The following is a 22,823-nucleotide window of genomic DNA, read 5'->3' as shown; positions in this document are numbered from 1 at the left end:
CGACCGGGGCATCGTCGGTTTGTCGCAATCATCGAACGGTGCATCACCGTCGCGTGGACGGCCGCCGGCGTCGCTCCATGGAGGATCATCGTCGAATCGTCAAGGTCTGCGGCCGCCGAATCGTGCTGGCTACCGTGGATCCATGGCCATCACGGAACTGATCCTCGTCCGCCACGGTGAGAGCGCCGGGAACGTCGCCGCATTCGAAGCCGATCGCTCGGAATCCCACCGCATCGCCGTTCCGAGCCGTGACGCCGACGTCCCGCTCTCAGCACTCGGGCTCGAGCAGGCGGCTGCGGTGGGGAGACGTCTCGCGGCCCTCACACCCGCCGACCGGCCGGACATCGTGTTCAGTTCGCCCTATCGGCGAGCGCACGAGACGGCCGTGGTCGCCCTTCGGGCCGCAGCGCTCGACGCCGATGAGCTTCGTCCTGTCGTCGACGAGCGGCTGCGTGATCGCGAACTCGGTATCCTCGACACCTTCACCTCGATCGGCGTCGACGCCGAGTTCCCGGAAGAGGCCGCTCGACGACGGTTCCTCGGCAAGTTCTACTATCGACCGCCTGGAGGTGAGGCCTGGACGGACGTGGCCCTCCGCCTCCGCTCGTTCATCGGCGACCTGGACCGGCACACCGACCGCACGCGGGCCCTGGTGGTCTGTCACGACGCCGTCATCTCGCTCTTCCGCTACATCTGCGAGGGGTGGGACGAGCGTCGCGTCCTGGAGGAGGCCGCTCTCCGTCCGACGCCGAACGCGTCCTTCACCCACCTCGTCCACGACGGACGCGCGTGGAAGGCGCGGGCGGCGAATGCGACTGCGCACCTGCAGCAGGCGCAGGTTCCGGTCACCGAGCACTCGGGGGCGAACGATGTCCGAAGCTGACCCCACCACGCTCACGCCCGAGGTCCTCGCCGACTGGCCACTCCCCGATCCCGGATCGTCGAAGGACGATCGTGGGTCGGTGCTCGTCGTCGGCGGCGCGCGGATGACGCCCGGGGCGGTCGCCTTGGCGGGCCTCGCCGTTCTCAGGGTCGGCGCGGGTCGGATCACGCTCGCGGTCGGTGCGTCGGCAGCGTCCCCACTCGCGATCGCCTTCCCGGAGGCAGGCGTGATCGGGTTGGCGGAGACCAGCGGCGGAGCCGTCCGGGGTGACGGGGCCGGCCCCCTCGAGGACGTCCTGGACGTCGACTGTCTGCTGCTCGGTCCTGGCCTCGACGACGCGGACGAAGCCGTGGCACTCCTCGACGGTGTGCGCCCGCTCCTTGGCGCCGACACCGTGGTGGTCCTCGACGCCTTCGCGCTCGGTGCCCTGTCACACGCTCCCGACTTCTCGAAGGGGCTGGAGGGCCGCCTTGTATTCACTCCGAACGTGGCCGAGGCCGCGATCCTCCTCGACGTGGACGAGGCCGACCCGGACACGGCGGCGCTCGAGCTGGCGCGACGGTTCGGAGCCGTCGTCACCTGTCAGGGCAGGGTCTCCGACGGTGAGCGGGACTTCATCGCGCCCGGCGGGAGTCCGGCCCTCGGGACGGCGGGGAGCGGTGACGTCCTGGCCGGTGCGATCGCCGGGCTCGCGGCACGCGGACTCTCCGCGCTCGCGGCGAGCTGCTGGGGTACCGTGCTGCACGCCGCCTCCGGCGATCGGCTCGCCGACCGGATCGGCCCCCTCGGAGCCCTCGCCCGCGAGTTCGCGGACGAGTTCCCGACGCTCCTCCGAGAGCTCGGGCGACCCGTCACGGGGCGGTCCTAACCGACAGCGGGCCAGCGCCAGCCGGTGATCTCGGGTGCGTCCTCGCCGAACTCCCTGGTGTGCGCTCGGGCTCGGACCCGGGCGTCCTGCATCTCCTGACGGAGACCCGCGAACCGCTCGCCGAGCCCCGGCGTCCGGTCGATCGCGTCGCACACGAGCGAGAACCGGTCGATCTCGTTGAGCATCACCATGTCGAACGGTGTCGTGGTGGTCCCGTTCTCGAGGTACCCGCGGACGTGCAGCTGATCGTGCCCGTGGCGCTTGTACGTCAGCCGATGGATGAGCCACGGGTACCCGTGGTAGGCGAAGACGACTGGACGGTCCGTCGTGAACACGCTGTCGTACTCGGCGTCGGAGAGGCCGTGCGGATGCTGATCCTCGCTCATGAGTCGCATGAGGTCGACCACGTTCACGACCCGGACGGACAGCTCCGGGATACGTTCGCGCAGGATACTCACGGCGGCCAGCGTCTCGAGCGTGGGGACATCCCCGGCACAGGCCATGACGAGGTCCGGGCGCTCCCCCGCACGCTCTGAACCGGCGAAGGGCAGGATGCCGAGCCCGCGGGCGCAGTGCGCGCGAGCGTCGTCGATGCCGAGCCACACGGGTTCCTGGTCCTTGCCCGCGACGATGACGTTGATCTCGTCCGTGCTCTGCAAACAGTGCTCCGAGACGGCCAGGAGGGTGTTCGCATCGAACGGCAGATACACCCGGATGACATCGGGCTTCTTGTTGACGACGTGGTCGATGAACCCGGGGTCCTGGTGGCTGAAGCCGTTGTGGTCCTGACGCCAGACGTGGCTCGTGAGGAGGTAGTTGAGGCTCGCCACCGGGCGCCGCCACGGCAACTCACGTGAACCGTTCAGCCACTTCGCGTGCTGGTTGAACATGGAGTCGACGATGTGGATGAAGGCCTCGTAGCAGGTGAACAGGCCGTGCCGACCGGTGAGCAGGTAGCCCTCCAACCAGCCCTGGCACTGGTGCTCGCTGAGCATCTCCATGACCCTGCCGGCGCGGGCGAGATGCTCGTCGCCCGGGACGGTCTCGGCGTTCCACTGCCGTTCGGTCACTTCGAAGACCGCCTGGAGTCGGTTACTGGCGAGTTCGTCGGGAGCGAAGATCCGGAAGGTGGTCGGGTTACGCCGGATCACCTCCGTGAGCCACGACCCCAGGACACCCGTCGCCCCGGCGTCGCGACCACCCGGGGCGTCCACCACGACGGCGGCGTCGTCGATCGCGGGGAGGTCGAGTTCCGTGCGCAGCAGACCTCCGTTGGCGTGCGGGGTCGCGCTCATCCGGGCCTCCCCGAGCGGAGCGAGCTCCCGCACGAGCGGAACCACCGCACCATGTTCGTCGAAGAGCTCCTCAGGCCGGTAGCTCCGCATCCAGGACTCCAGGATCCGCGTGTGCTCCTCGGTGTCCCGAGCGTCGGCGAGCGGGACCTGATGCGCGTGGAACGTCCCCTCGACCCGGACGCCGTCGATCACCTCCGGGCAGGTCCAGCCCTTCGGTGTGCGCAGCACGATCATGGGCCACACCGGCCGTCCGGTGTCTCCGGCGGCGGCCCGGGACTTGATGGCCGCGATGCGGTCGAGCACGACGTCGACGACCTCGGCGAACCTGCGGTGGACCTCCATCGGATCCTCGCCGTCGAACCCGCCCTCGACGAAGAACGGTTCGTGTCCGTATCCGCGCAGGAGACTCTCGAGTTCGGAGCGTGGAATGCGCGCCAGGACCGTCGGGTTCGCGATCTTGTAGCCGTTCAGGTGCAGGATGGGCAGGACGACGCCATCCTGGACCGGGTCGATGAACTTGTTGGAGTGCCAGCTGGTCGCGAGCGGTCCGGTCTCCGCTTCACCGTCGCCGACGACCGCTGCGACGAGGAGATCTGGGTTGTCGAAGGCCGCGCCGTACGCGTGGCTCAGGACGTACCCCAGTTCGCCACCCTCATGGATGCTGCCGGGTGTCTCGGGCGCCGCATGACTCGGAACCCCGCCGGGGAAGCTGAACTGACGGAAGAACCGGGTCAACCCGGCCTCGGTCTCGGCGACGTCCGGGTAGATCTCGCTGTAGGTGCCGTCCAGGTAGGCGCTCGCCAGGATCGCCGGCCCGCCGTGCCCGGGCCCGGCGATGAACATCGCCGACTGGTGGCGCTCCGCGATCACGCGGTTGAGATGCGCGTACGTCAGATTCAATCCCGGAGCGGTCCCCCAGTGGCCGAGGAGCCGGCGCTTCACATGAACGGCTTCGAGCGGGCGGCGGAGGAGCGGGTTGTCGAGCAGGTAAATCTGCCCGACGGACAGGTAGTTCGCGGCGCGCCACCAGGCGTCGACCTGTTCGATGCTCCGCTCGGACACCGGCTCGCTCGTGCCGCGAGACCGCCAGCTGTCCGTCGTCGACCCGTCCCGTGCGTTGTGCGTCATCGTTCCACGATCCCAGGTCGAGCGACCGGAGGCCAGGGTGGTGCGTCGCTCCTGCGAGCGTGCTAAAGCGTCGGCGGGCGGTGCCGACCGGTACCGGCCGTCGCGCCCCACCAGTCGAGGTACGCGCTCGCGGTGTCCGGCAGCGCCGGGCGGAGGCTACGACCGGCGGGCAGGCGCGTCCGGGAGGGATCAAGCCAGGCCGCGGCCAACTCGGTGTGAAGCGTCGACGGGTCGTAGCGGACCATCGTCTCCGGGCGCAGTTGGTCCATCTCCGCTGCATAGCGCGAGTCGACGACGAGCGGTCGGCGGCCTGCCTCGACCCAGTCGAGCATCGAGCGTGACGCGGAGACATGGCCGTGCGCGGCCAGGGGGATGCCGGGGCGCGAGATCTGCGCGGTGAACGCCGCATCGTCGAGATATCCGGTCACCTCGAACGAGACTTCGGCGGCGCGTGCTTCCGCCTCGAGGTCGAGCACGTCGTCCTCGTGCCCGGCCGAGGGGGCGCCGATGGCACGGACGACGACGTCGGCGACCTGGTGACCGGTGGCACGGAGCACCTCCGCCGCACGCGAAGCCGCCTGGATCGCCGACGAATGCCCCTTGCCCGGGTAGATGAACCCGGCGATGAGGACGGTGAGTGGGCGTGGTCCCGGCAGCGATGCATCGTCGGCCGAGACCGCCGCCGTACCGATCCGGGAGCCGAGCGGGATGGCGTGCGGAACGGTCGCGGCACTGACACCGAGGAACTCTTCAGCCAGCGCCTGTTCGTGCCGGCTGTTGACGGCTGTCGCATGGGCGGCGGCGATGAACCGGGCGTACGCGGCGATGCGGCGGTCCAGCATCCTGCCGTCGGAGGTCTGCGGGACGTCGTGGAGGGTGACCGTCAACTCGGTGGCGTCCGCGAGACGCTCGACGGCGTCCGCCGCCTCTTCGGGTGACCGGCCGAAGAGACGGTCGGTGACGTGGACGTGGGCACGGTCCACGCCGTCGAGCAGAAGCACGGCGTCGGCCGGGGTCGAAGCGTACATCCGTTCCGCGCGAGGGTCTGCGTGGACGACAGCGTCGGCGACGTCGATCGCGTACTGGACGACTCCGTGGTGCTGTGGGCCGACCATGAGGAGACGGGGTGGGGCTGCGATCACCTGCGTCATCGTGGTGCAGTGGGGGGCCCGCGTCAAGGGTCGCGGGCACTCTCGTCATCGGACCTATGTTCGGAGGACGGCGCCCGTATCGTGCCGACCCGTCCGCGCGTCTCGCGCCCGCATCCGTACAGGGGATCCCGCCATGCAGTCGACCGTGATGCCGCACGCCACCGATCGAGCTGCCGACCCGGCATCTCGTCCGATCCGCGTCGTCTCGATCCCGGCCGCGCACCCCTACGTCGGCCGCATCACCGCCTCGCCCGACATCGACGTGCTGAGCGATCCGCCGGTCGACGGAGCGCCATCGGGCGTCTGGTGGCCGCCCGCCGCCCTCGATCCGGACTGGATCCACGACCACGCCGTCGATGCCGACGTGCTGCACATCCACTTCGGGACGGAGTCGTTCCCACCCGGACACGTGACCGCGTGCATCGAGGCAGCGCACCAGGTCGGCTGGTCGGTCGTGTACACGGTGCACGATCTTGAACACCCGCAGCTCGACAACCAGGCCGCTTATGACCGGCAGCTCGACGAGCTCGTCCGTGGAGCAGACGCCCTGATCACCCTGACCCCTGGCGCCGCCGCCCGCATCCGGGAACGTTGGGGCCGCGACGCCGTCGTCATCCCGCACCCGTCGCTCCTGTCGGATGACGTCACGGTTCCGCTCGTATTGCCGTCGGCGGAGACGAGGGTCGGCGTCCACCTGAAGGACCTGCGCCCCAATGTCGACGCGGTCGGTGCCGTCACCACCCTCATCGACGCGGTCGAACGCCTCCGCCGCCGTGGAGCGGACGTTGTCGCAGAGGTCCGGATGCACCATGCGGTCCGCGATCCGGAGGCATGCGAGGCCGTCCGACGGCTTGTCAGCAGCTCGGAAGCCGCGCTGCTCATCGAGCACGAGCGTCTCGACGACCTCGGACTCGCCATCGCACTCAGCCGCCTGGACGTCTGTCTCCTCCCCTACCGGCACGGCACGCACTCGGGTTGGCTCGAACTCTGCTGGGATCTCGGCGTGTCCGTCGCCGTCCCGTCCGGAGTCGGGGCGTACCTCGATCAGCATCCCGACGACACCGTCTCCGCTTACGACCTCGGGGACGGAGCATCACTCGAGCATCTCATCGGCGCGCTGTTCGATGCGGACGGCACGACCCGTGCCGGCTCCTCCGACCGGATCGCGGCCGTCGCCGCGCGCCGCTCCCGGCGCGACGTCGACGACGCCGTCAGCGCAGCAGCACACGCCGAGCTGTACCGCCGCGTCGTCGCCGAGCGCGCCTCGTGACGGCCGGTCCACGACTGCGCGTCGTCGTCATCGCCCCGCTGCGCTTCCCCATCCGTCGCCCGCACGCCGGCGGGCTCGAATCCGCCGTGTGGTCGGAGGTCAACGCACTGCGCGCACGAGGTCACGAGGTGACGTTCATCGGCGTCCGGGGGTCCGACTTCGTCGAGCGCGGCAGCGTCTTCGAACTGCCGGAGTTGCGGTGGCCGCGCTGGTCCTCCCCCGACGACGAGCGGTATCCCCCCGGTCACCTGACCCGATCCGTCCCGGCATTGCGCCGCGCGCTCGAGGCGATCGCCGCTCGGCCAGGGCGATACGACGTCGTGTCCAACCACTGCCTGGACGCGCTCCCGGTGGAACTGGCACCTGAGCTGGGCGTCCCCATGATCACCACCCTGCACACGCCGGTCGACGAGGCCGTCGCCGCTGCCGCGAACCGGGCCGGTTCCGACGGCAGCCGGTTCCTGGCGGTGAGCGAGTTCACGAAGCGCACCTGGGCGACGGCCGGTGTCGAGTCCGAGGTGCTCCTGAACGGCATCGATCCGGATGCCTGGCGGGCAGGCCGAGGCGGTGACGACCTCGTGTGGTTCGGACGGGTCGTCGCGGAGAAGGCTCCGCACCTCGCGGTCGACGTCGCCCGTCGACTGGGGCGACGGCTCGTCATCGCCGGTCGCGTGGGCGATCCGGTGTACGCCGAGCGCGTGGTGTCGCCGCTGCTGGGGCGTGACGTCCGACATGTCGGGCCGCTCGACCCGATGCGACTCGCCACGCTCGTGGGGCGGAGCGCAGCAGCGGTCTCGACGCCGGCATGGGCCGAGCCGTTCGGTCTCGTCGCACCGGAGGCGCTGATGACCGGGACCCCGGTGGTCAGCTTCGCCGTCGGCGGCGTGCCCGAGATCGCCCAGGCGAGCGTCGGTATGCAGGTCGTCGCACCAGGAGACCTGGCGGCCATGGCGGACCGCGTGGACGGGTTGATCCGGCAGTCGGAGCTCGACCGGGGGTTCCGCGCCTCGATCCGGGCATCCGCCCTCGCGCGGTTCTCGCTCGACGCCAGGGTGGGCCGGCTCGAGGAGCACTTCACCGCGCTCCTCGGCGACTCGCCCGTGTTCGGTTCCGGTCGCGTCGACGAGTTCAGCTCGTGAGGCCCCGCATCGGTTGGTACGTGCATCACCACGGACGGGGGCACGTGACGCGTCTGCTCGCCGTCGCACCCCACCTCGACGCCGACATCGTCTGCTTCAGCTCGTTCCCGGCGCCGATGGGACTCCCCTCGAACTGTTCCTGGGTGGTGCTCGACCGGGATGACGACGTGCCGGAAGGTGCGTCTCCCCCGGACGACTGCGATCCGACCGCGGAGGGGCTGCTGCACTGGGCGCCGCTCGGTCACGCCGGTCACCGTGCTCGTCTTGCGACCATCGCCGCCGCCCTCGCGCAGCAGCAGATGGACGCGATGGTGGTGGACGTCTCCGTCGAGGTGGTGCTCCTCGCACGCCTGCTCGGCGTCCCCACCGTCGTCATGGCACAGCCGGGCCACCGCGACGACGAACCGCACGCGCTCGCCTTCCGCGCGGCGTCGACGATCATCGCCCCATGGCCTCACGGTGTGCTGCAGCTGGAGCACCTCCATCCCGTACGGGACAAGGTGGTGTACACCGGCGGTATCAGTCGCTTCGAGGGTCGCGAGCGGACTGCCGCGGAAGCCGGGCGCAGCGGGGTGCTCCTCCTCGCCGGGGCCGGCGGCTCCTCGGTGTCGCAGGAAGCCGTGGAGGAGGCCGCCCACGCCAGCGGTCGCGACTGGACCTCGCTCGGCGCCGGTGCCGGGTCCGTCTGGACCGACGACCCGTGGGACGCGCTCTGCCGGGCGGAGGTGGTGGTGTCGTGGGCCGGTCAGAACGCGATCGCCGATCTCGCTGCGGCTGGCGTCACGGCGGTCGTGGTCCCGCAGGAACGCCCCTTCGACGAGCAGGTGTCCACCGCACGTGCACTCGAGGCGAACGAGCTGGCGGTCGTGCGGTCGTCCTGGCCAGACGCCACAGACTGGAAGGGCATCCTCGACCGGGCCTCGGAGCTCCGGCCCGACTGGTCTCGTTGGCAGGTTGCGGGTGCCGCCCGACGAGCAGCGGAGGCCATCGAAGCGGTCGCGGCCGGCGATCCTGCAGGGGGTGGGCGATGAGGACGTCTGTCGTGACCCTGTGCTCGCGCCCCCGACTCGGACACCTCGAACGGCAGCTCGAGGCCGTCGGGGCGTCCATACCGACCTCGGGCGACGCGGTGGAGCGACTCGTCGTGTGGATCGGGGACGACGCACCCCCGACCCTCGACGCGGAGCTGACGGTCCACCTTCCACCGGGGTCCGACGGACTCCGTCTCGCGGCAGGCCGGAACGCCGGTGCAGCGCTCGCCATCGACCGTGGTGCAGACCTCATCGTGTTCCTCGACGCGGACTGCGTCCCCGGGCCGGCCCTGCTCGACCGATACCGTGAGGCGTCCGATCGCCACCCGGGCGCCGTCCTCTGCGGCCCGGTGACCTACCTGCAGCCAGGCGTGGACGTCACCGACCGCCGTGCATTGGCGGCGGCGACGGCACCGCATGCGGCGAGACCGAACCCGGACGACGGCGCGGAGCGCGTCGCCTCCGAGGACGAGTACCCGCTGTTCTGGTCGTTGTCCTTCGCGACGAGTGCGTCGACCTGGTCCCGGAGCGGAGGCTTCGACGAGAGGTACGAAGGGTACGGCGGAGAGGACACCGACTTCGCGTTCACCCTGAGCGCGTCGCGGACACCCCTCGTGTGGGTCGGAGGCGCGCACGCCTACCACCAGCACCACGAGACGCAGCGCCCGCCCTGGCAGCACTTCGACGACATCCTCCGGAACGGCGCGCGGTTCGCCGACCGGTGGGGAACCTGGCCGATGACCGGTTGGCTGGAGGCGTTCGCTCAGGCTGGTGCAGTCCGACGGATCGGCGACGACTGGGTCCGGGTTCAGCCGACCGGCCCGAGCAGTCCGTCGACTGCGGCCACCAGCGCCGCGGCGACAGGCTCCGGCGCGTAACGATCGACGGACGCACGTGCGGTCGCGGCCCGCGTCAGGGCGTCCGACGGCGCGTCCAGCACCCTTCGAAGCGCTCGCGCAAGGGCTCCGTGGTCTCCCGGCGGCACCATGAGACAGTCGACGCCGTCCGTGCAGAAGTCGTCGTACCCGCTCCCGGTGGTCACGACCAGCGGGGTCCCGATCGCCTTCGCCTCGAGTGCGACGTTGCCGAACCCCTCCCAGCGCGAGGGGCACATGACCACCGTCGCAGCTCCGACGGCCCGATAGAGCTCCGCTCCCGCCACATGCCCGAGCCACACGACCCGGTCCCGTACCGACTCGGGCAGGATGGACAGCAGCGCCGTCAGGTCCGGTTCGAACCGCCGGTCACCGCTGGAACCGGCGAGGACGAGTCGGGCATCGGGCTTCTGCCGGACGAGCAACGCGAACGCCTGAAACGCCTCCACGACACCCTTCCGCCACTCGAGCCGGCCGAGGAAGAGCACGACCGGTTCCGCCCCGGTCGGCCACTGAGCCGGCAGCCCGGCGGTCGACGCGGCAACGCGGACGGCGTCGACGTCGATGCAGTTGCGCACGACGGCGGCCGGCGGCAGGGCGCCGAGCAGGTCCTTCGTGCGCGCGAGCATCGCGGTCGAGATCGCGACGAGCACAGCAGACCGTCGGATCTGTCGGGTCTCGAGCGCGTCCTGGACGATCACCGCGATGCGCCCTGCGACCGGCAGGTCACTGAGGCGGAGTCCCGAGACGAGGTTGGAGAGACGAATGCTCGTGGCGAGGTTCGTCACGAGGGGCGCCGAGCGCGGCAGCGCCGATCCGAGGGCGCTCCACTCGGGCAGGAAGATCCGATCGTACGAACCGCGTCGGAACACCCGGCGGACGGTTCGGGCGCCGAGGAGCATCCTGAGGACGCGTGGTGATCGACTGCCGTGCCGTACGGCGTCGATGAGACGGACGCCGTCGATGTCCGCGCCGACGGGCAGCTCGTCGTCCGAGCACACGACGAGGTCGATCTCGACTCCCGAGCGGACGAGGGCGGGAAGGAGCGCGGCGTAGTGCCGTCCGATCCCGCCCGTGTAGCTCGTGAGCCCCGCATACTCGGTCGCGGCCACGAGCCAGCGCTGCCGTCGTGGACCACGCGGGACGTCACTCACCGGTATCGCCTCGGCACCGTCCACCAGGAACCGAACTCCGCGTTGTACCGCTCCGGGTCGAACGGGCTCTCGCCACCGGCGGGGTAGCTCGTCAGCTCGCCGAACACGATGCGGTCGCCGAGGTCGTACAGGTCCACGCGGACGAAGTCGGTGTCGGCGGCCAGGCGCTCGGCCAGGTCGATCATCTCGTCGAGCCGTTCGGGCGCCGACGGTTCCGGGTCGGCCCACGCGGGCCCACCGCTGAGTGGCAGGTGCCGCCAATCCGGGAGGAAGAAGTCCTGGGTCCGGCGTCCGAACCTGCCGGCGTCGAGCTGGATGTACCGGCAGCGCCCGTGGAAGACGAAGAACTTGAGGTCGTCGGGGATCCCGCCGTCCGGTCCCTCCAGCAGTTCCTCGACGATGATCCTGCGCGGCACCCGTCCGTACACCCACTCGCGGTTCGGTCCCTGACCGTACAACTGGGACACCCAGCCGCTCGCGAGTTCGACGAGTCGATCGCGATCAACCGTCTCCGGTCGGACATGCCGGTACTCCCAGCTCCCCGCGTCGGTCGGCAGACGGGCGTCGGGGCGGGCGGACGACGAGACGACGATCGCCGCCCCGCTGCCGTGAGTCGGCTTGACGACGTAGGACCCCGGGAGCTCCAGGTCCCGCAACTCACGCGGATCGTCGAGGATCCCGTACACGCGCGGGAGGACGTGCTGGCCGATGCGCGAAGCGACGAGATTTCGTACGGCGGCCTTGTCCGCGAAGGTGACGATCAGCGGACGACGGTCGCGGAGCATCTTGTACCGGACCTTCTCCCGGAACGTCGCCGGTCGGCGCGTCCGCCAGAGCCGGACGGCGCGTACCAGCCGGCTCCGCTCTCGCCAGGGCACTGTCCGCGGCGCGCTCGTCGCATCGGGGAGGACGGCGCGCAGGCGGCGGCTGCGATGGAACCATCGGACGGCGGGCAGCTCCTCGGGCCAGTGCACACGCAAGGTGGTCCAGCCCCGACGCATCCGGAGGGCGAGCGAACCGGCATCGGTGAACGGGCGCATCGAGATCCCCATCCCGAGCGACCGGTCGTAGCGCACGCGTCGGTGGAGACCCAGGTGTGTCGACACGTCCAGATCGTCGTGCAGCTCCGCATCCTCGCGGTGCACCGTCTCGGCGATCTGGTCCCACGTCGCGCGCCGGATCGCACAGTTGGACCCGAAGATCGGGACCTGGGCGAGGGCGGCTCCGACGAAGAGCCGGTACGCCCCGAGGTAGAGGCCGGCGAGCGGTGCACGGAGCAGGCGCGGACCGTCGATGAAGACGGCGGGCCCGGTGAGTGCCGCAAGCTCCGGATCGGTCGCGAACGCCTCGGTGATCCTGGTCACCCAATCCGGTGGCGGCACGCAGTCCGCGTCGAGTCTCCCCACGACCGTCGCGGTCGCGTGGTCGAAGCCGGCTGCGTTCGCCGCGGGGATGCCGGGCATCGGCTCATCGATGAGGACCGCGTCGTACCGCTCCGCGATGGCCTCGACCTCGGCGCGATCGCGGCTGCCGTTGTCGACGACGATGATCGATGCGGGTCCGGTGTGCTGCGCGCGCAGTGAGCGCAGACAGCGGCGCAGGAGCGCGGCGTCGTCCTTCACCGGAACGACCACGTCCACGGTCACGAGCGGGTGGGCCGCGGTCTCGAGCGTCTCGACCGTCATGCGTCTCGCCCATCCGCCAGCAGCTGTGCCTCAGCGAACACCCGCGGGTGGGCGAGGATCCGGAAGTGTCCGCCGGTGTCGAGTTCCACGTTCTTGGCGCCGTCGAGTCGGCTGCCGCCCGGGATGTGCGGATCGAAGCGCCCGTAGACCGAGACGATCCGCGGATTGACGGTCGCCTCTCGGGAGAGCGCGAGGATCGTCGGGTCGTCGGGGGTGAAGATGCGCAGGCTCGGGAGGAGCATGAGCCTCGCGTACCGCGATCCGGCGAACGGCGCCGCGACGGCGAGCATCCCGGCGATCCGGGCTCCACCGCCGCCGAGCGACATGACGTACTTGCCGACGAGCCCGCCCTTGCTGTGCGCGAGGAGGACGACGTCGCCGAGCCCGTTCGCCTCGAGGTAGTCGGCGACGAGTCGTGCCGCCACCGGGACCGAGCGGTCGTTGCGTCCGAGCGGGTCGATCACGTGTACCGGGTGTCCGTCGTCGTGGAGTCGGCGGATGAGCGGCTCGAGGAACCGCCAGGTCTCGTAGACGCCCGGAAGGACGACGATCGGTGACCGGTCGCCGGACAGGAAGTCGTGCGGGTCGGTGCGGCTGACGAAGGCCCGGACCTGCCAGACGAGTGCGTAGGTGTAGTCGCGCGCCCACCACCCGAGGGTCCGCAGCGTCGAACGGATCACCGACGATCCCCGTTCGCGCGGCTCAACCGTCTCCTCGCAGGACCTCGGGGCATCGCTCTGTTCCCATGTCCTCACCGTAACCGGACCACCCGGCCAGCCCCTGGACCTTGACAGCGGCCGGACCGGGCCCGGGCGGATCGGGACCGTCGATGCCCGGCGTGGCTCACCACGGGTGCGGTGCGCTGATAATCTGGCAGCTGCGGTGGCCTCGGGGTGTTCGTGTGCCCGGACGATCGAGGAGTGCAGTGGGAGAGATCGACGGAGAGTTCGGCCGCGTCCGGGACGCGCTGGAGCGTCCTGCGATCCGGCTCCTGAGCCGGCCGACGGCACCCGCTGTCGTGGCGATCTTCCGCACCACGTTCGGCCGCGACGTCCAGTTCGTCGCAGCGGACCGCTTCCATCTGCAGGTCGAGGAGTACCTCGGCGAACTCGTGGCTCGCGGTGCGCGGATCCCGGCGGGCGGCGACGAACGCGGTGGCGGACGGACCCTTTGCCGGGAGTGGGTGCACGACCAGTGGCTCGTCCGGACGAGCACCGACGACGGCGAGGAGCAGTACTCGCTCACCTCGCACGCGCTCGAAGCGGTCTCGCTCGTCGACGGCCTCGCACACGACCGCGCCCTCATCAGTGAGTCGCGCCTGACCATGATCCTCGACTCCGTGCGCCGATGGGCGCTGCAGGCCGACCCGGACCGTGACGAGCATCTGCGTCGCATCGACGCGCAGCTCGCCGAGCTCCAGGCGGAACGCGAACGGGTGGCGGCCGGCGGCACCGTCGTCGCGGCGAGCGACGACCGGATGCAGGACGGCTACGCCAACATCGCCGACCTCATCCGCCAGCTCCCGAGCGACTTCCGCCGGGTCGAGGAGTCGGTCATCGCGATGCACCGGCGGATCGTCGAGGACTTCCGGAACGACACCCGTCCGATCGGCGAGATCCTCGACGACTACCTCCGGCGCACCGACGAGCTGATGACGGCGACGGCCGAGGGTCGGGCCTTCGAGGGCGCTTTCGAGCTCCTCCGCAACGACGATCTGCTCCAGGACCTCAAGCGCGACCTCTCCACGATCCTCGACCACCCCTTCTCCGCCAGGCTCGGGCCCGCGGAGCTCCGTGGCTTCCGGGGTGCCGTCGGGATCATCCGACAGGGGATCGACGACGTCCTCGCGCAGCGTCGGCGGCTCACCGCGACGCTCCGCGACCACATCGTGCATCACGACGTCGTGCAGGACCGCGAACTCGACACGACCCTGCGAGCACTGAACCAGCGCCTCGGCATCTGGATGCGGACCGCGGGACCACGCGCCACCGTCGACCTGCCGCTCCTCCCGGAGACCATCGACATCGAGCACCTGCGCGAGCGGTTCTACGATCCGGACGTCGAGGTCGCTCCGCCGCCGATCGCGACGGCCGTCGAACGGACCGACGGCGCGGTGATGTCGCTCGACACCCTCCGATCGCAGGGCGGCCCGCTCCTCGACGAGCTCCGGGCCGGACTCCTCGATGCGGTGACCTCCGGTGCCGAGGACGCCCATGTGGCGTTCTCCGGGCTCGATCCGGAACTCCGACGACCGGTGGAGCTGTTCGGCCTCGTCCACCTCATGACCCAGCTGGGCACGTATGACGAGCAGGCACCGCGCCGTCGCTACGAGACGGTCCGTCCGGATGGGACGACCACCGCGTTCGAACTCCCGGCCTTCCCGCTCGGTGAGGCCGGTGTCGCAGCGCTGACGCGGGCCACGACGACCACGACCACTGCTCCGGCCGACCAGGCCGGGCGCGGAACGGAATGACATGACCTCCGAGACGGATCCCACCGCGACGGCGACGACCGACCCGACGTCGGACGACCTGACGACGGACGGACTCGACGCCTTCGCACCCGCCGAGGCGCCGGTCGCCGGCCCGGACGACGACTCGTTCGCCCTCTTCGAAGGGGACGAGGGACGCCTCGACGCCGCTCAACGTCGTGCGCTGGTCGCTCTGCTGAAGCACCGCTACGTCAGCCCCGCGCTCCAGCCGGCCGAGTGGCGGACGGTCCTCGAGTCCGAGTCGCTGCTCCGGTCCCGCCTCAACGAGCTGTTCCTGGAGCTCGAGGTGGACCGCTCGGCCGAGGTCGCCTTCAAGCGCCAGGCGGGCTCGGAGAGCGGGCGGCGTCCCTTCCCGACCCTGCTGCACGACACCAGCTACAGCCGCGAGGAGACGATCCTGCTCGTCTACCTGCGGACGCGTCTCCGGACCGAACTGGCCAACGGCGCACGAGCCGCGATCGTCGAACACGACGAGCTGCTCGGCTTCGTCGCGAGCTTCCGCCCCGAGCACGCCACCGACCGCGCCCGTGACGACGGACGCGTCGAACGTGCGATCGACAAGCTGCTGACCGCACGGGTCCTGCTGCGGACCAAGGACGCCCGCCGCCACCGGATCGCGTCGGTCGTGGAGACGCTCCTCCCCCTCGAGCGCCTCCAGGAGCTCCTGGAGTGGCTCGAAACGCAGACTGCAGCGGTCGATCCGGCCTCGGAGCAGCCGCGACCCGATGCCGACGCGGACTCGGACCACGAGCCCAATGGCACCGCAGCCGAGTCGCAGGACTCCCCCGACGACCGGACACAGCCACAAGCAGCAGAGGACGACCGATGAGCCGCTCCACGGACACCGACACCCTGCTGGACCTCGTCGAGCAGTGGCGCATCGAACGGATGCAGGTCATCAACTGGGGTGGGTTCGACGGGTACCGATCGGTCGACTTCGCCTCCCGCGCGACGCTCATCTCCGGCGCCTCCGGAACCGGGAAGAGCTCGCTCATGGACGCGTACCTCGCGGTCATGATGCCGTCGGACGTGCCGTTCAACGGAGCCTCCAACGACGCGGCGGTCGGACGGGCGCGGAATCCAGACCAGCGCAACCTGCTCACGTATCTCCGCGGCAAGGTCGACTCGGCACGGGACCCGCAGACCGGGGCGATGCGCGACATCAACCTGCGCGGCACGGATCAGCTCACCTGGGGTGCCGTGGCGGTGACGTTCCTCAACGACGACGACCGTCGCTTCACCGTCGTGCGCGCCTACCTCGTCCCCCGACGTGCGCTGCGCACCGGTGACCTGTCGATGACGATGGCGACCGTCGATGGGCCGTTCGAGCTCACGGACCTCGAGGCGTTCGTGCCGAAGCGGTTCGACGCCGGTGAGCTCCAGGGTCGCATCCCCGGATTCGTCGTCCGTGACACCTACGCGGAGCTGTCCTACACCCTGCACACCCGTCTCGGCATCGGTGCCGGAGGCGACGGTGGTCGGGCGATGCGTCTGCTGGCCCGGATCCAGGCGGGACAGCACCTGCCGACGGTCGACGGCCTGTACAAGTCGATGGTGCTGGAGCGTCCGAGCACGTACGACGCGGCCGATCGGGCGCTGTCGCACTTCGAGGCGCTCGACGAGGCGTACCTCGCGATGGAGACCGAGAGCCGCAAGGCTCGGGTGCTCGAGCGGCTCGGTGAACTGCGTCGTGACTACGAGGACGGGCACCGGGCGGCTGCCGACCTCGAGCGCCTCGGCTTCACCGAGGACGGCACGACACCGTTCACCGTCTGGCGCAGTCGCGCACACGAGGCACTGCTCGATGAAGCGGTCTCCCGGAACCGGCGGGAGAAGCTCGAGGCCGGAGCCACGTTGGAGGCGGCGCGGGCACGAGCCGCTGCGGCGGGTGTCCGTGTCCGTGAACTCGAGCGTCAGGTGTCTGAGCAGGGCGGGAGCGCGCTGCGGCGTGCCGAGGAACGCCGTGAGGCCGCGGAGGCGACGCACGCCGAGGTGGCACGAGCCAGGTCGCTGTTCGACGAGCGCACCGAGGTCCTCGACGATCCGATCGAGGACGAAGCCTCGTTCCGCCGTGCGCTCGGCCGCAGCGAGGACTTCCTCGACGACGACGACGCCGCGCTCGACGCGATCGAGACCGATCGCGCTCAGCTGCATCGCGAAGCGTTCCCACTCGAGGAGCGCAACACCGAACTCCGCCGTGAGCTGCAATCGCTTCGCGGCCGTGACGGCGCGGTCCCCGATCGACTCCACCGGGCGAGGCTCGCCCTCGCCGAGGCCGCTGGACTCGACCCGGAACAGCTGCCGTTCGTGGCCGAGCTCATCGACGTCGCTCCCGCCTATGCCGCCTGGCGTCCCGCGATCGAGGTCACCCTGCACGGTCTCGCGAGGACGGTCCTCGTCGACGAGGAACACCTCGATGCGTTCGGCCGCGCGATCGACGCGGTCCGGATCCCGGTCCGCCTGCAGTTCGAGGGTGTCCCGCTGCACGAGCCGTCCTCCCCAGACGCGGGTGACCCCGCGTTCATCTCCGGCCGTGTCACGTACCGCACCTCGCCGTTCAGCAGGTGGATCGAGCAGCGCGTGACCTCGGACCGAATCGACGCGCGGTGCGTCGAGTCTCCGTCGGAGCTCTCGGGTGGCGGTCGCCGCGTGACCGTGAACGGCCAGCTGCGTGACGGCCGCCGCGGCTCCCACGGCGACACGGGCGGTGCACCGATCCTCGGCTTCACCAATGAGGCGCGGATCGCCTCGATCGAGGCGGAGACGGCCGAGATCCGTGGGCGCCTCGAAGTCATCGCCGGTCGACAGGCCGGCATCCAGCAGCGGTTGTCGCGTCGTGAGGCCGAGCGGGCCGCCCACCGGTATCGTCTCGACACCGAGTGGGCCAGGATCGACGTCGCCGGTGCTGCTGCGCATCGCGACGCAGCCGCGGCCGAGCTGGAGCGTCTGCTCGACGCCAGTGACGTCCTGCAGGAGCTCCAGGGCTCGGTGGCGGCCGCCCAACGTGAACTCGACGCCGCCAACGCCGAGCGGTTCCCGGCCGAGGACCGTGTCAGACGCCTCGACGAGGAGCACGGGGTCCTCGTCGATCAGCAGGACGCGGCGACGACCGTCATCGACCGTTTCGAGCGCTCCGAGGTGGAGGAGGTCTCCCCCGCCGACATCGATCGGATCGAAGCCGCCCTCTCGGCGGTGGGCGGTGTGCCGTCACTCGGCGGGTTCGGCGATGCGATGAAGCGGCTCCGCGCCCGGCTCGGCGACGAATTGTCCTCGGCCGTCCGCCAGGCGGAGCAGGCCGCGCTCGCACAGGTGCACGTGTTCGAGCAGTACCAGTCGATCTGGCACGACCCCAACCTCGGCACGACGCTCGAGTCCTACGGCGACTACCGGGCGATCCTCGACGGCATCCTCGGCACCGGTCTCCCCGAGCGCCGCCAGGAGTGGCGCCGCCGGCTGTCCCAGTGGAGCGGTGAGGACCTGGTCCCCCTCAGCAGCGCGTTCGACAGCGCCGTCGAGGAGATCGAGGACCGCCTGGTCCCGGTCAACGACATCCTGCGCGACCTGCCGTTCGGACCGGCGCACGATCGTCTGAAGATCGTCCTCCGTCGGGTGCATCGCGAGGAGGCCTCCGCCTTCCGGCGCGAGCTGCGCGTCCTGTCGAGCGAAGTCACCGCGAACCTCGGCGATGACGAGTTGGAGGCCCGGTTCCAGCGGCTCCGCCGGTTCATGGAGTCGATGCGCGACACGGGTGCCGGGTCCCAGTCGACCCGCGACCAGGTGCTCGACGTGCGCCGTCACGTCGAGATCACCGCCGTGCGGTACGACACGTCTGGTCAGGATGTCAGCGTCTACTCCTCGCTCGGCGACAAGAGCGGTGGCGAGACCCAGGAGCTCGTCGCGTTCATCGTCGGCGCTGCCCTGCGCTACCAGCTCGGTGATGAGGACCGCCCGCGTCCGAGGTTCGCGCCGGTGCTGCTCGACGAGGGCTTCATCAAGGCGGACTCGGAGTTCGCCGGTCGCGCGGTGGTCGCCTGGCTGCGGCTCGGCTTCCAGCTCGTGATCGGGGCGCCGCTCGACAAGGTGACCGCGCTCGAGCCCTACATGGATCGGCTCCTGTCGATCCGGAAGGATCCGGAGACCCGACACGCCTGGGTCGCCGAGATCGAACGGTCGGCTCCGGTCGAGCCGTTCGAACGCGTCGGATAGACAGGAGACCCGCCGACCCGCCACCATGCGCGGTGATCGATCCCTCCGGTCGTGGCGCTGAGCTAGGTTGCTGGGATGAGCGAGTACAGCGGTGATGGAGCTTCCGGTCAGCCTGTGCGCGCGACGGGGCAGGCTGAGGCGCGACCGTCGCACCAGTCGGGTGCGCGCCCGAGCGCGGTGCTCCTCGACTTCCACAACACCTTGGCGGTCGTCCGGTCGGTGAACGAATGGATCGACGAGGCGAGCGATCTGGTCGCGGGTGGGCCTGCACCGGGGGCGATCCCACGTGAGCGGATCCGGAACGTCTGGGGCGATGCCAGACGGTTGTTCCCGGCTCTGGACTGGGACCTCGACCCCACCGCGCATCGGCACGCCTTCGTCTCGACCCTGAACCATGACGACGCGATACCGATCGACGTCGCCGAAGCGCTGTACGCGGTGATGCCGAACCAATGGATGTTGAACGCAGGCGCATCCGACTTCATCGCCCGAGCATCAGCAGTGGGGACACGTCTCGGGATCGTCTCGAACATCGCACTGGACATCCGCCCGGCGCTCGAACGCTGGGGTATCGCCACTGCATTCGACGCGGTGATCCTGTCCTACGAGGTTGGTTGTGTGAAACCCGATCCGCGGATCTTCCGACTGGCCGCAGACGCCCTCGGCGTCGATCCGACGGACTGCCTCATGATCGGCGACTCAGCGCACGACGATGTCGGCGGTGCCGCCTTGGGGATGCCGTGCCTGATCGTGCCCCCGGAGGGGACGTGGCGAGCGTTCGCCCTGGCGAGCCCGTCATGAACGATCATCGGCCGGTCCCCTCTCTTCGTTAGCCTGGGCGGGTGAGCGTGGTGCCGGCAGTCGGGTTCGATCTGGACGGGACGTTGTTCGATCATCGCGGTTCCGCGCGAGTCGCAGCGCGGAGCTTCCTCCGGTCGCTGGGCATCGCTCCGACGTCGGTGGCGCTCGAATCATGGTTCGCAGCCGAGGACGAACACTTCGAACGCTGGCGATCCGGCCTGGTCAGCTTCGCCGAGCAGCGTCGAGAGCGTCTGCGCACCGTGCTGCCGTTGTTCGACGTCACTCCGCCGATCGAAGAAACCGAGCTGGACGCGCTGTTCGACGAGTATCTTCATGCCTATCGTGAGGCATGGCGGATCTTCCCTGACAGTCTGGAGACGCTTCACGGATTGCGATCCCGTGGCTACCGAGTGGGCCTCCTGACGAATGGGACACAGGCTCAGCAACTCGACAAGTTACAACAGACCGGTATCGCCGAAGCCTTCGACGTGATCTGCACATCCGAGCGCATCGGCGTGCAGAAACCTAATCCGAGGGCCTTCCACATCCTCGCCGCAGAGCTGGGCGTTGAAACATCAGCGTGCCTGTTCGTGGGCGACAATCCCGCGCAGGATGTCGAGGGCGCCCGCGCCGCAGGGATGCGCGGGTTGCTCGTTGACCGGTATGAGAGACACGCAGCCGGCATCCAAGACCTCATCGATCACGAACTCGCCGCCCTCGCTCGGGCGCTCCGGTAGCGCAGTAAGCCGCTCCAGCAGGGTGGTCGCTGCTCGGCGAAGACGCCGCACAGGGATCCTGCACGAGCTCGGATCTCGTCTCTGTGTCGGCCACCGTGAGAGCCATACCGATGCTCCGAAGTGCCGAGACTGGTGGCCCCAGTGTGAAGGCCGCAGCCCCATCGGGCTCACGAGGCATTGCTATGGTGAGGGAACTTCAGACCGGGGGTCGGGTTGAAGCACAGGGGGGCCATGCGTATTCGCACGACACTATTCATCTTCGGAATTACGGCGCTCACATTCACCGGCTGCTCGGGCACTGCGTCGCCGGCACCTGGTCAGCCAACTACCGTGGAGGATAGGCCGAGCAGCGCTGCGGCGAGCGTCTGTGGCGCATCCGCGGCTGAGGCAGAGAACACGCTGACGACTGCTCCGACGAATCGGTGGGAGTTGGTCGGTGCGATCGCGGCTACTGCGGAAAACAGCGACAGCGGTCCATTCGTCGTGAAGGAGAACGGCGAACGCTACTGCTTCGCGCGTACTGCGTACGGAGCGCTCGGAGCTGCGGTCGGCTACACCGCCTTGGTATCAACATCGGACCGTGAACTCCTGTCGCGGCTCATCCCCTTGGTGATTGCTCCAGGTGTCGGCAGAGACGCCGCGCTGACGTCACCGGGCGATCTCGCAAATCCGGCGCTTGGTGCACCACAGGTTGTCGCATTCGCCATCGATGAATACGACGCAGACTTCGCCCTCGTCGATATCGTGTGGCGGGATGCCGCGCAGGGAGATGCCTTGGTCAGCGCGCCGACCTCGCTGCAATGGATCGAGGGCGACTGGAAGATCGTTCTGAACGATCGCGCTCAACCACCGTCGCCGTCCATCGTCATCGACGACCTCGAAGGTCATATTCCGTGGTCGGCCAACTAACGCCACCGTGACTCGAGAACACATCGCTCGGATGACCGCTCAGAGCCAGATGGCCACGATCGGCGTCACGCGGTGGGCCCGTCGGCCACCGTATGCTTCGGTGCTGCCTGGGTGGAGTTCGCCTACTCCGACCACGTCAGCGTCTCATCGGACAGGGAGCCCGTGACCGAACTGACTACATCACCGCCGGCCGCCTCGCCTTGGACACCTGCGGTACCAATCCCAGGAGGAGTCGTCGCGCTCTCCTACGTGCTCATCGCCGTCGCCTGGTTCCCGCTCGTGGGCTCCGTCCTCCACTGGATGAACTGCCGCGTGCCTGCCGACGTCGACGATCTGCGACCGCTCTACTCTGCGTCGATGACCGCTATCGTGGTCCTCTGCTGGTTCTGGGTGCAGCATCGCTCGACGATGCTCGAGACAACACGCGTTCGAAGCTTCGTCATCCTCGCGGCAAGTATCCTCGCGGTCGGGTTGGTGCCCATCGTTCTCGTCGTCGTCAGCCCGTTGACGCCGTATATCGAGACGGCCCGCCGTGAATGCGGATCTGCGGATGACGGTCTCGTCGGGCTGGTGCTCTACCTGCCGTTGCTGTCATTCCTGGTTGCCCAGCTGATCAACCCTGCAGGGTCGAAGGCTTCCCTCACCCGTTGGATCATCACCGCCGCAGTGCTCACCGGGCTCTGGGCGGCGTACGCACTCATTGTGCAGCCATGGCCACCAGCTGGATCCTGAAGCAGGGCTACGATGCGAAGTGTCACCACCGACCTCTCGAGAAGTGTCACCGATGTCGTGATGCAGAGCTGTCACTGATGCCTTGCGACGTGACGGCCAGTCTCATCTTGACATCCCTCAGAATCGAACATATGTTCGAATCATGTCCGACCGGCCCGCTGCCCCGCCGATCCGCATCGGTGAGGCCGAGTGGATCGTGATGCGGGAGGTGCCCGACCGGCCGGCCGGTCTGGTGAAGTACTTCGCGCCGAGCGGCGCACCGGCCTACTTCCGTTGCGTCACCTGGGCACCGCGGTCGGAGGACCGTCGGTTGATCGGTCGGTTCGCGACGCTCGCCGAGGCGGAGCGTGCCGTGCCGGGTGGACGACGGTCCGCCGCACCGGCCACTCCCCGGTCCGCGGACGCCTGGGAGCGCGGGCAGGCGCCGTGGGACGCAGCGCCGCGACGGAGCGACCGGTACGCCTGAGC

General features: G+C 69.6%; 19 protein-coding genes. 14 read left to right on the top strand and 5 right to left on the bottom strand.

From position 1 onward, the window contains the following. Window positions 1–142: 142 nt before the first annotated feature. Complete coding sequence (locus ACLIME_RS05110) at window positions 143–883, top strand: histidine phosphatase family protein (protein ID WP_411558365.1); 741 nt, start codon at window positions 143–145, stop codon at window positions 881–883. Then, entirely contained in the window at window positions 870–1,751 is an 882-nt protein-coding gene (locus tag ACLIME_RS05105) for an NAD(P)H-hydrate dehydratase (RefSeq protein WP_079705906.1), read from the top strand. Before ACLIME_RS05110 ends, ACLIME_RS05105 begins: the two co-directional genes overlap by 14 nt. On the opposite strand, the gene ACLIME_RS05100 is transcribed toward ACLIME_RS05105, so the two are convergent. Together ACLIME_RS05100 and ACLIME_RS05095 are read right to left on the bottom strand one after the other, a co-directional pair. Next, window positions 1,748–4,174, bottom strand: coding sequence for a phosphoketolase (locus tag ACLIME_RS05100; RefSeq protein WP_411558364.1), 2,427 nt, complete (start codon window positions 4,172–4,174; stop codon window positions 1,748–1,750). The genes ACLIME_RS05105 and ACLIME_RS05100 overlap by 4 nt on opposite strands. A 62-nt stretch (window positions 4,175–4,236) precedes the next feature. Then, on the bottom strand, window positions 4,237–5,325 hold the full coding sequence (locus tag ACLIME_RS05095) for a hypothetical protein (RefSeq protein WP_411558363.1): 1,089 nt from the start codon (window positions 5,323–5,325) through the stop codon (window positions 4,237–4,239). A gap of 133 nt (window positions 5,326–5,458) precedes the next feature. Between ACLIME_RS05095 and ACLIME_RS05090 the strand changes: the two genes are divergently transcribed. From ACLIME_RS05090 to ACLIME_RS05075, 4 genes are read left to right on the top strand one after another with little or no spacing between them, the layout of a single operon-like run. Continuing rightward, complete coding sequence (locus ACLIME_RS05090) at window positions 5,459–6,595, top strand: glycosyltransferase (RefSeq protein ID WP_411558362.1); 1,137 nt, start codon at window positions 5,459–5,461, stop codon at window positions 6,593–6,595. Continuing rightward, window positions 6,592–7,734 (top strand): glycosyltransferase, encoded by a 1,143-nt coding sequence (locus ACLIME_RS05085; protein ID WP_411558361.1) that lies wholly within the window; start codon window positions 6,592–6,594, stop codon window positions 7,732–7,734. Before ACLIME_RS05090 ends, ACLIME_RS05085 begins: the two co-directional genes overlap by 4 nt. Before the next feature lie 44 nt (window positions 7,735–7,778). Next, on the top strand, window positions 7,779–8,765 hold the full coding sequence (locus ACLIME_RS05080; RefSeq protein WP_411558360.1) for a glycosyltransferase: 987 nt from the start codon (window positions 7,779–7,781) through the stop codon (window positions 8,763–8,765). Next, window positions 8,762–9,643, top strand: coding sequence for a glycosyltransferase family 2 protein (locus ACLIME_RS05075; protein ID WP_411558359.1), 882 nt, complete (start codon window positions 8,762–8,764; stop codon window positions 9,641–9,643). Before ACLIME_RS05080 ends, ACLIME_RS05075 begins: the two co-directional genes overlap by 4 nt. Here the strand turns inward: ACLIME_RS05075 and ACLIME_RS05070 are convergent. The 3 genes from ACLIME_RS05070 to ACLIME_RS05060 are packed head-to-tail and all read right to left on the bottom strand — an operon-like array spanning window position 9,574 to window position 13,156. Next, window positions 9,574–10,794, bottom strand: coding sequence for a glycosyltransferase family 4 protein (locus ACLIME_RS05070; RefSeq protein ID WP_411558358.1), 1,221 nt, complete (start codon window positions 10,792–10,794; stop codon window positions 9,574–9,576). The genes ACLIME_RS05075 and ACLIME_RS05070 overlap by 70 nt on opposite strands. After that, on the bottom strand, window positions 10,791–12,479 hold the full coding sequence (locus ACLIME_RS05065) for an ATP-grasp fold amidoligase family protein (RefSeq protein WP_411558357.1): 1,689 nt from the start codon (window positions 12,477–12,479) through the stop codon (window positions 10,791–10,793). Before ACLIME_RS05065 ends, ACLIME_RS05070 begins: the two co-directional genes overlap by 4 nt. Continuing rightward, window positions 12,476–13,156, bottom strand: coding sequence for an esterase/lipase family protein (locus ACLIME_RS05060; RefSeq protein WP_079706308.1), 681 nt, complete (start codon window positions 13,154–13,156; stop codon window positions 12,476–12,478). Before ACLIME_RS05060 ends, ACLIME_RS05065 begins: the two co-directional genes overlap by 4 nt. 248 nt (window positions 13,157–13,404) lie before the next feature. Here ACLIME_RS05060 and ACLIME_RS05055 point away from each other — a divergent pair, with 248 nt between their 5' ends. The 8 genes from ACLIME_RS05055 (at window position 13,405) to ACLIME_RS05020 (ending at window position 22,821) form a co-directional block, all read left to right on the top strand. Next, complete coding sequence (locus tag ACLIME_RS05055) at window positions 13,405–14,952, top strand: DUF3375 domain-containing protein (RefSeq protein WP_164486946.1); 1,548 nt, start codon at window positions 13,405–13,407, stop codon at window positions 14,950–14,952. Window position 14,953: 1 nt separating this feature from the next. Beyond that, window positions 14,954–15,799, top strand: a complete 846-nt coding sequence (locus tag ACLIME_RS05050; protein ID WP_411558356.1) for a DUF4194 domain-containing protein — start codon at window positions 14,954–14,956, stop codon at window positions 15,797–15,799. Beyond that, window positions 15,796–19,176 (top strand): ATP-binding protein, encoded by a 3,381-nt coding sequence (locus ACLIME_RS05045; RefSeq protein WP_411558355.1) that lies wholly within the window; start codon window positions 15,796–15,798, stop codon window positions 19,174–19,176. The genes ACLIME_RS05050 and ACLIME_RS05045 overlap by 4 nt, the downstream gene beginning before the upstream one ends. A 75-nt stretch (window positions 19,177–19,251) precedes the next feature. After that, window positions 19,252–19,977 (top strand): HAD family hydrolase, encoded by a 726-nt coding sequence (locus ACLIME_RS05040; protein WP_411558354.1) that lies wholly within the window; start codon window positions 19,252–19,254, stop codon window positions 19,975–19,977. A 41-nt stretch (window positions 19,978–20,018) separates the two neighbouring features. Continuing rightward, window positions 20,019–20,714, top strand: coding sequence for an HAD family hydrolase (locus ACLIME_RS05035; protein ID WP_159878749.1), 696 nt, complete (start codon window positions 20,019–20,021; stop codon window positions 20,712–20,714). Window positions 20,715–20,945: 231 nt separating this feature from the next. Further along, entirely contained in the window at window positions 20,946–21,623 is a 678-nt protein-coding gene (locus ACLIME_RS05030) for a hypothetical protein (protein WP_411558353.1), read from the top strand. Window positions 21,624–21,785: 162 nt separating this feature from the next. Continuing rightward, a complete protein-coding gene (locus ACLIME_RS05025; protein WP_411558352.1) occupies window positions 21,786–22,355 on the top strand; it encodes a hypothetical protein in 570 nt (189 codons plus the stop codon). Between the two features lie 142 nt (window positions 22,356–22,497). Next, window positions 22,498–22,821, top strand: coding sequence for a hypothetical protein (locus tag ACLIME_RS05020; RefSeq protein WP_159878745.1), 324 nt, complete (start codon window positions 22,498–22,500; stop codon window positions 22,819–22,821). Window positions 22,822–22,823: the final 2 nt, after the last annotated feature.

The organism is Plantibacter sp. MPB07 (assembly GCF_046619465.1).
Lineage (GTDB): Bacteria > Actinomycetota > Actinomycetes > Actinomycetales > Microbacteriaceae > Plantibacter > Plantibacter auratus.
This window is presented reverse-complemented; position numbering and strand designations above follow the sequence as displayed.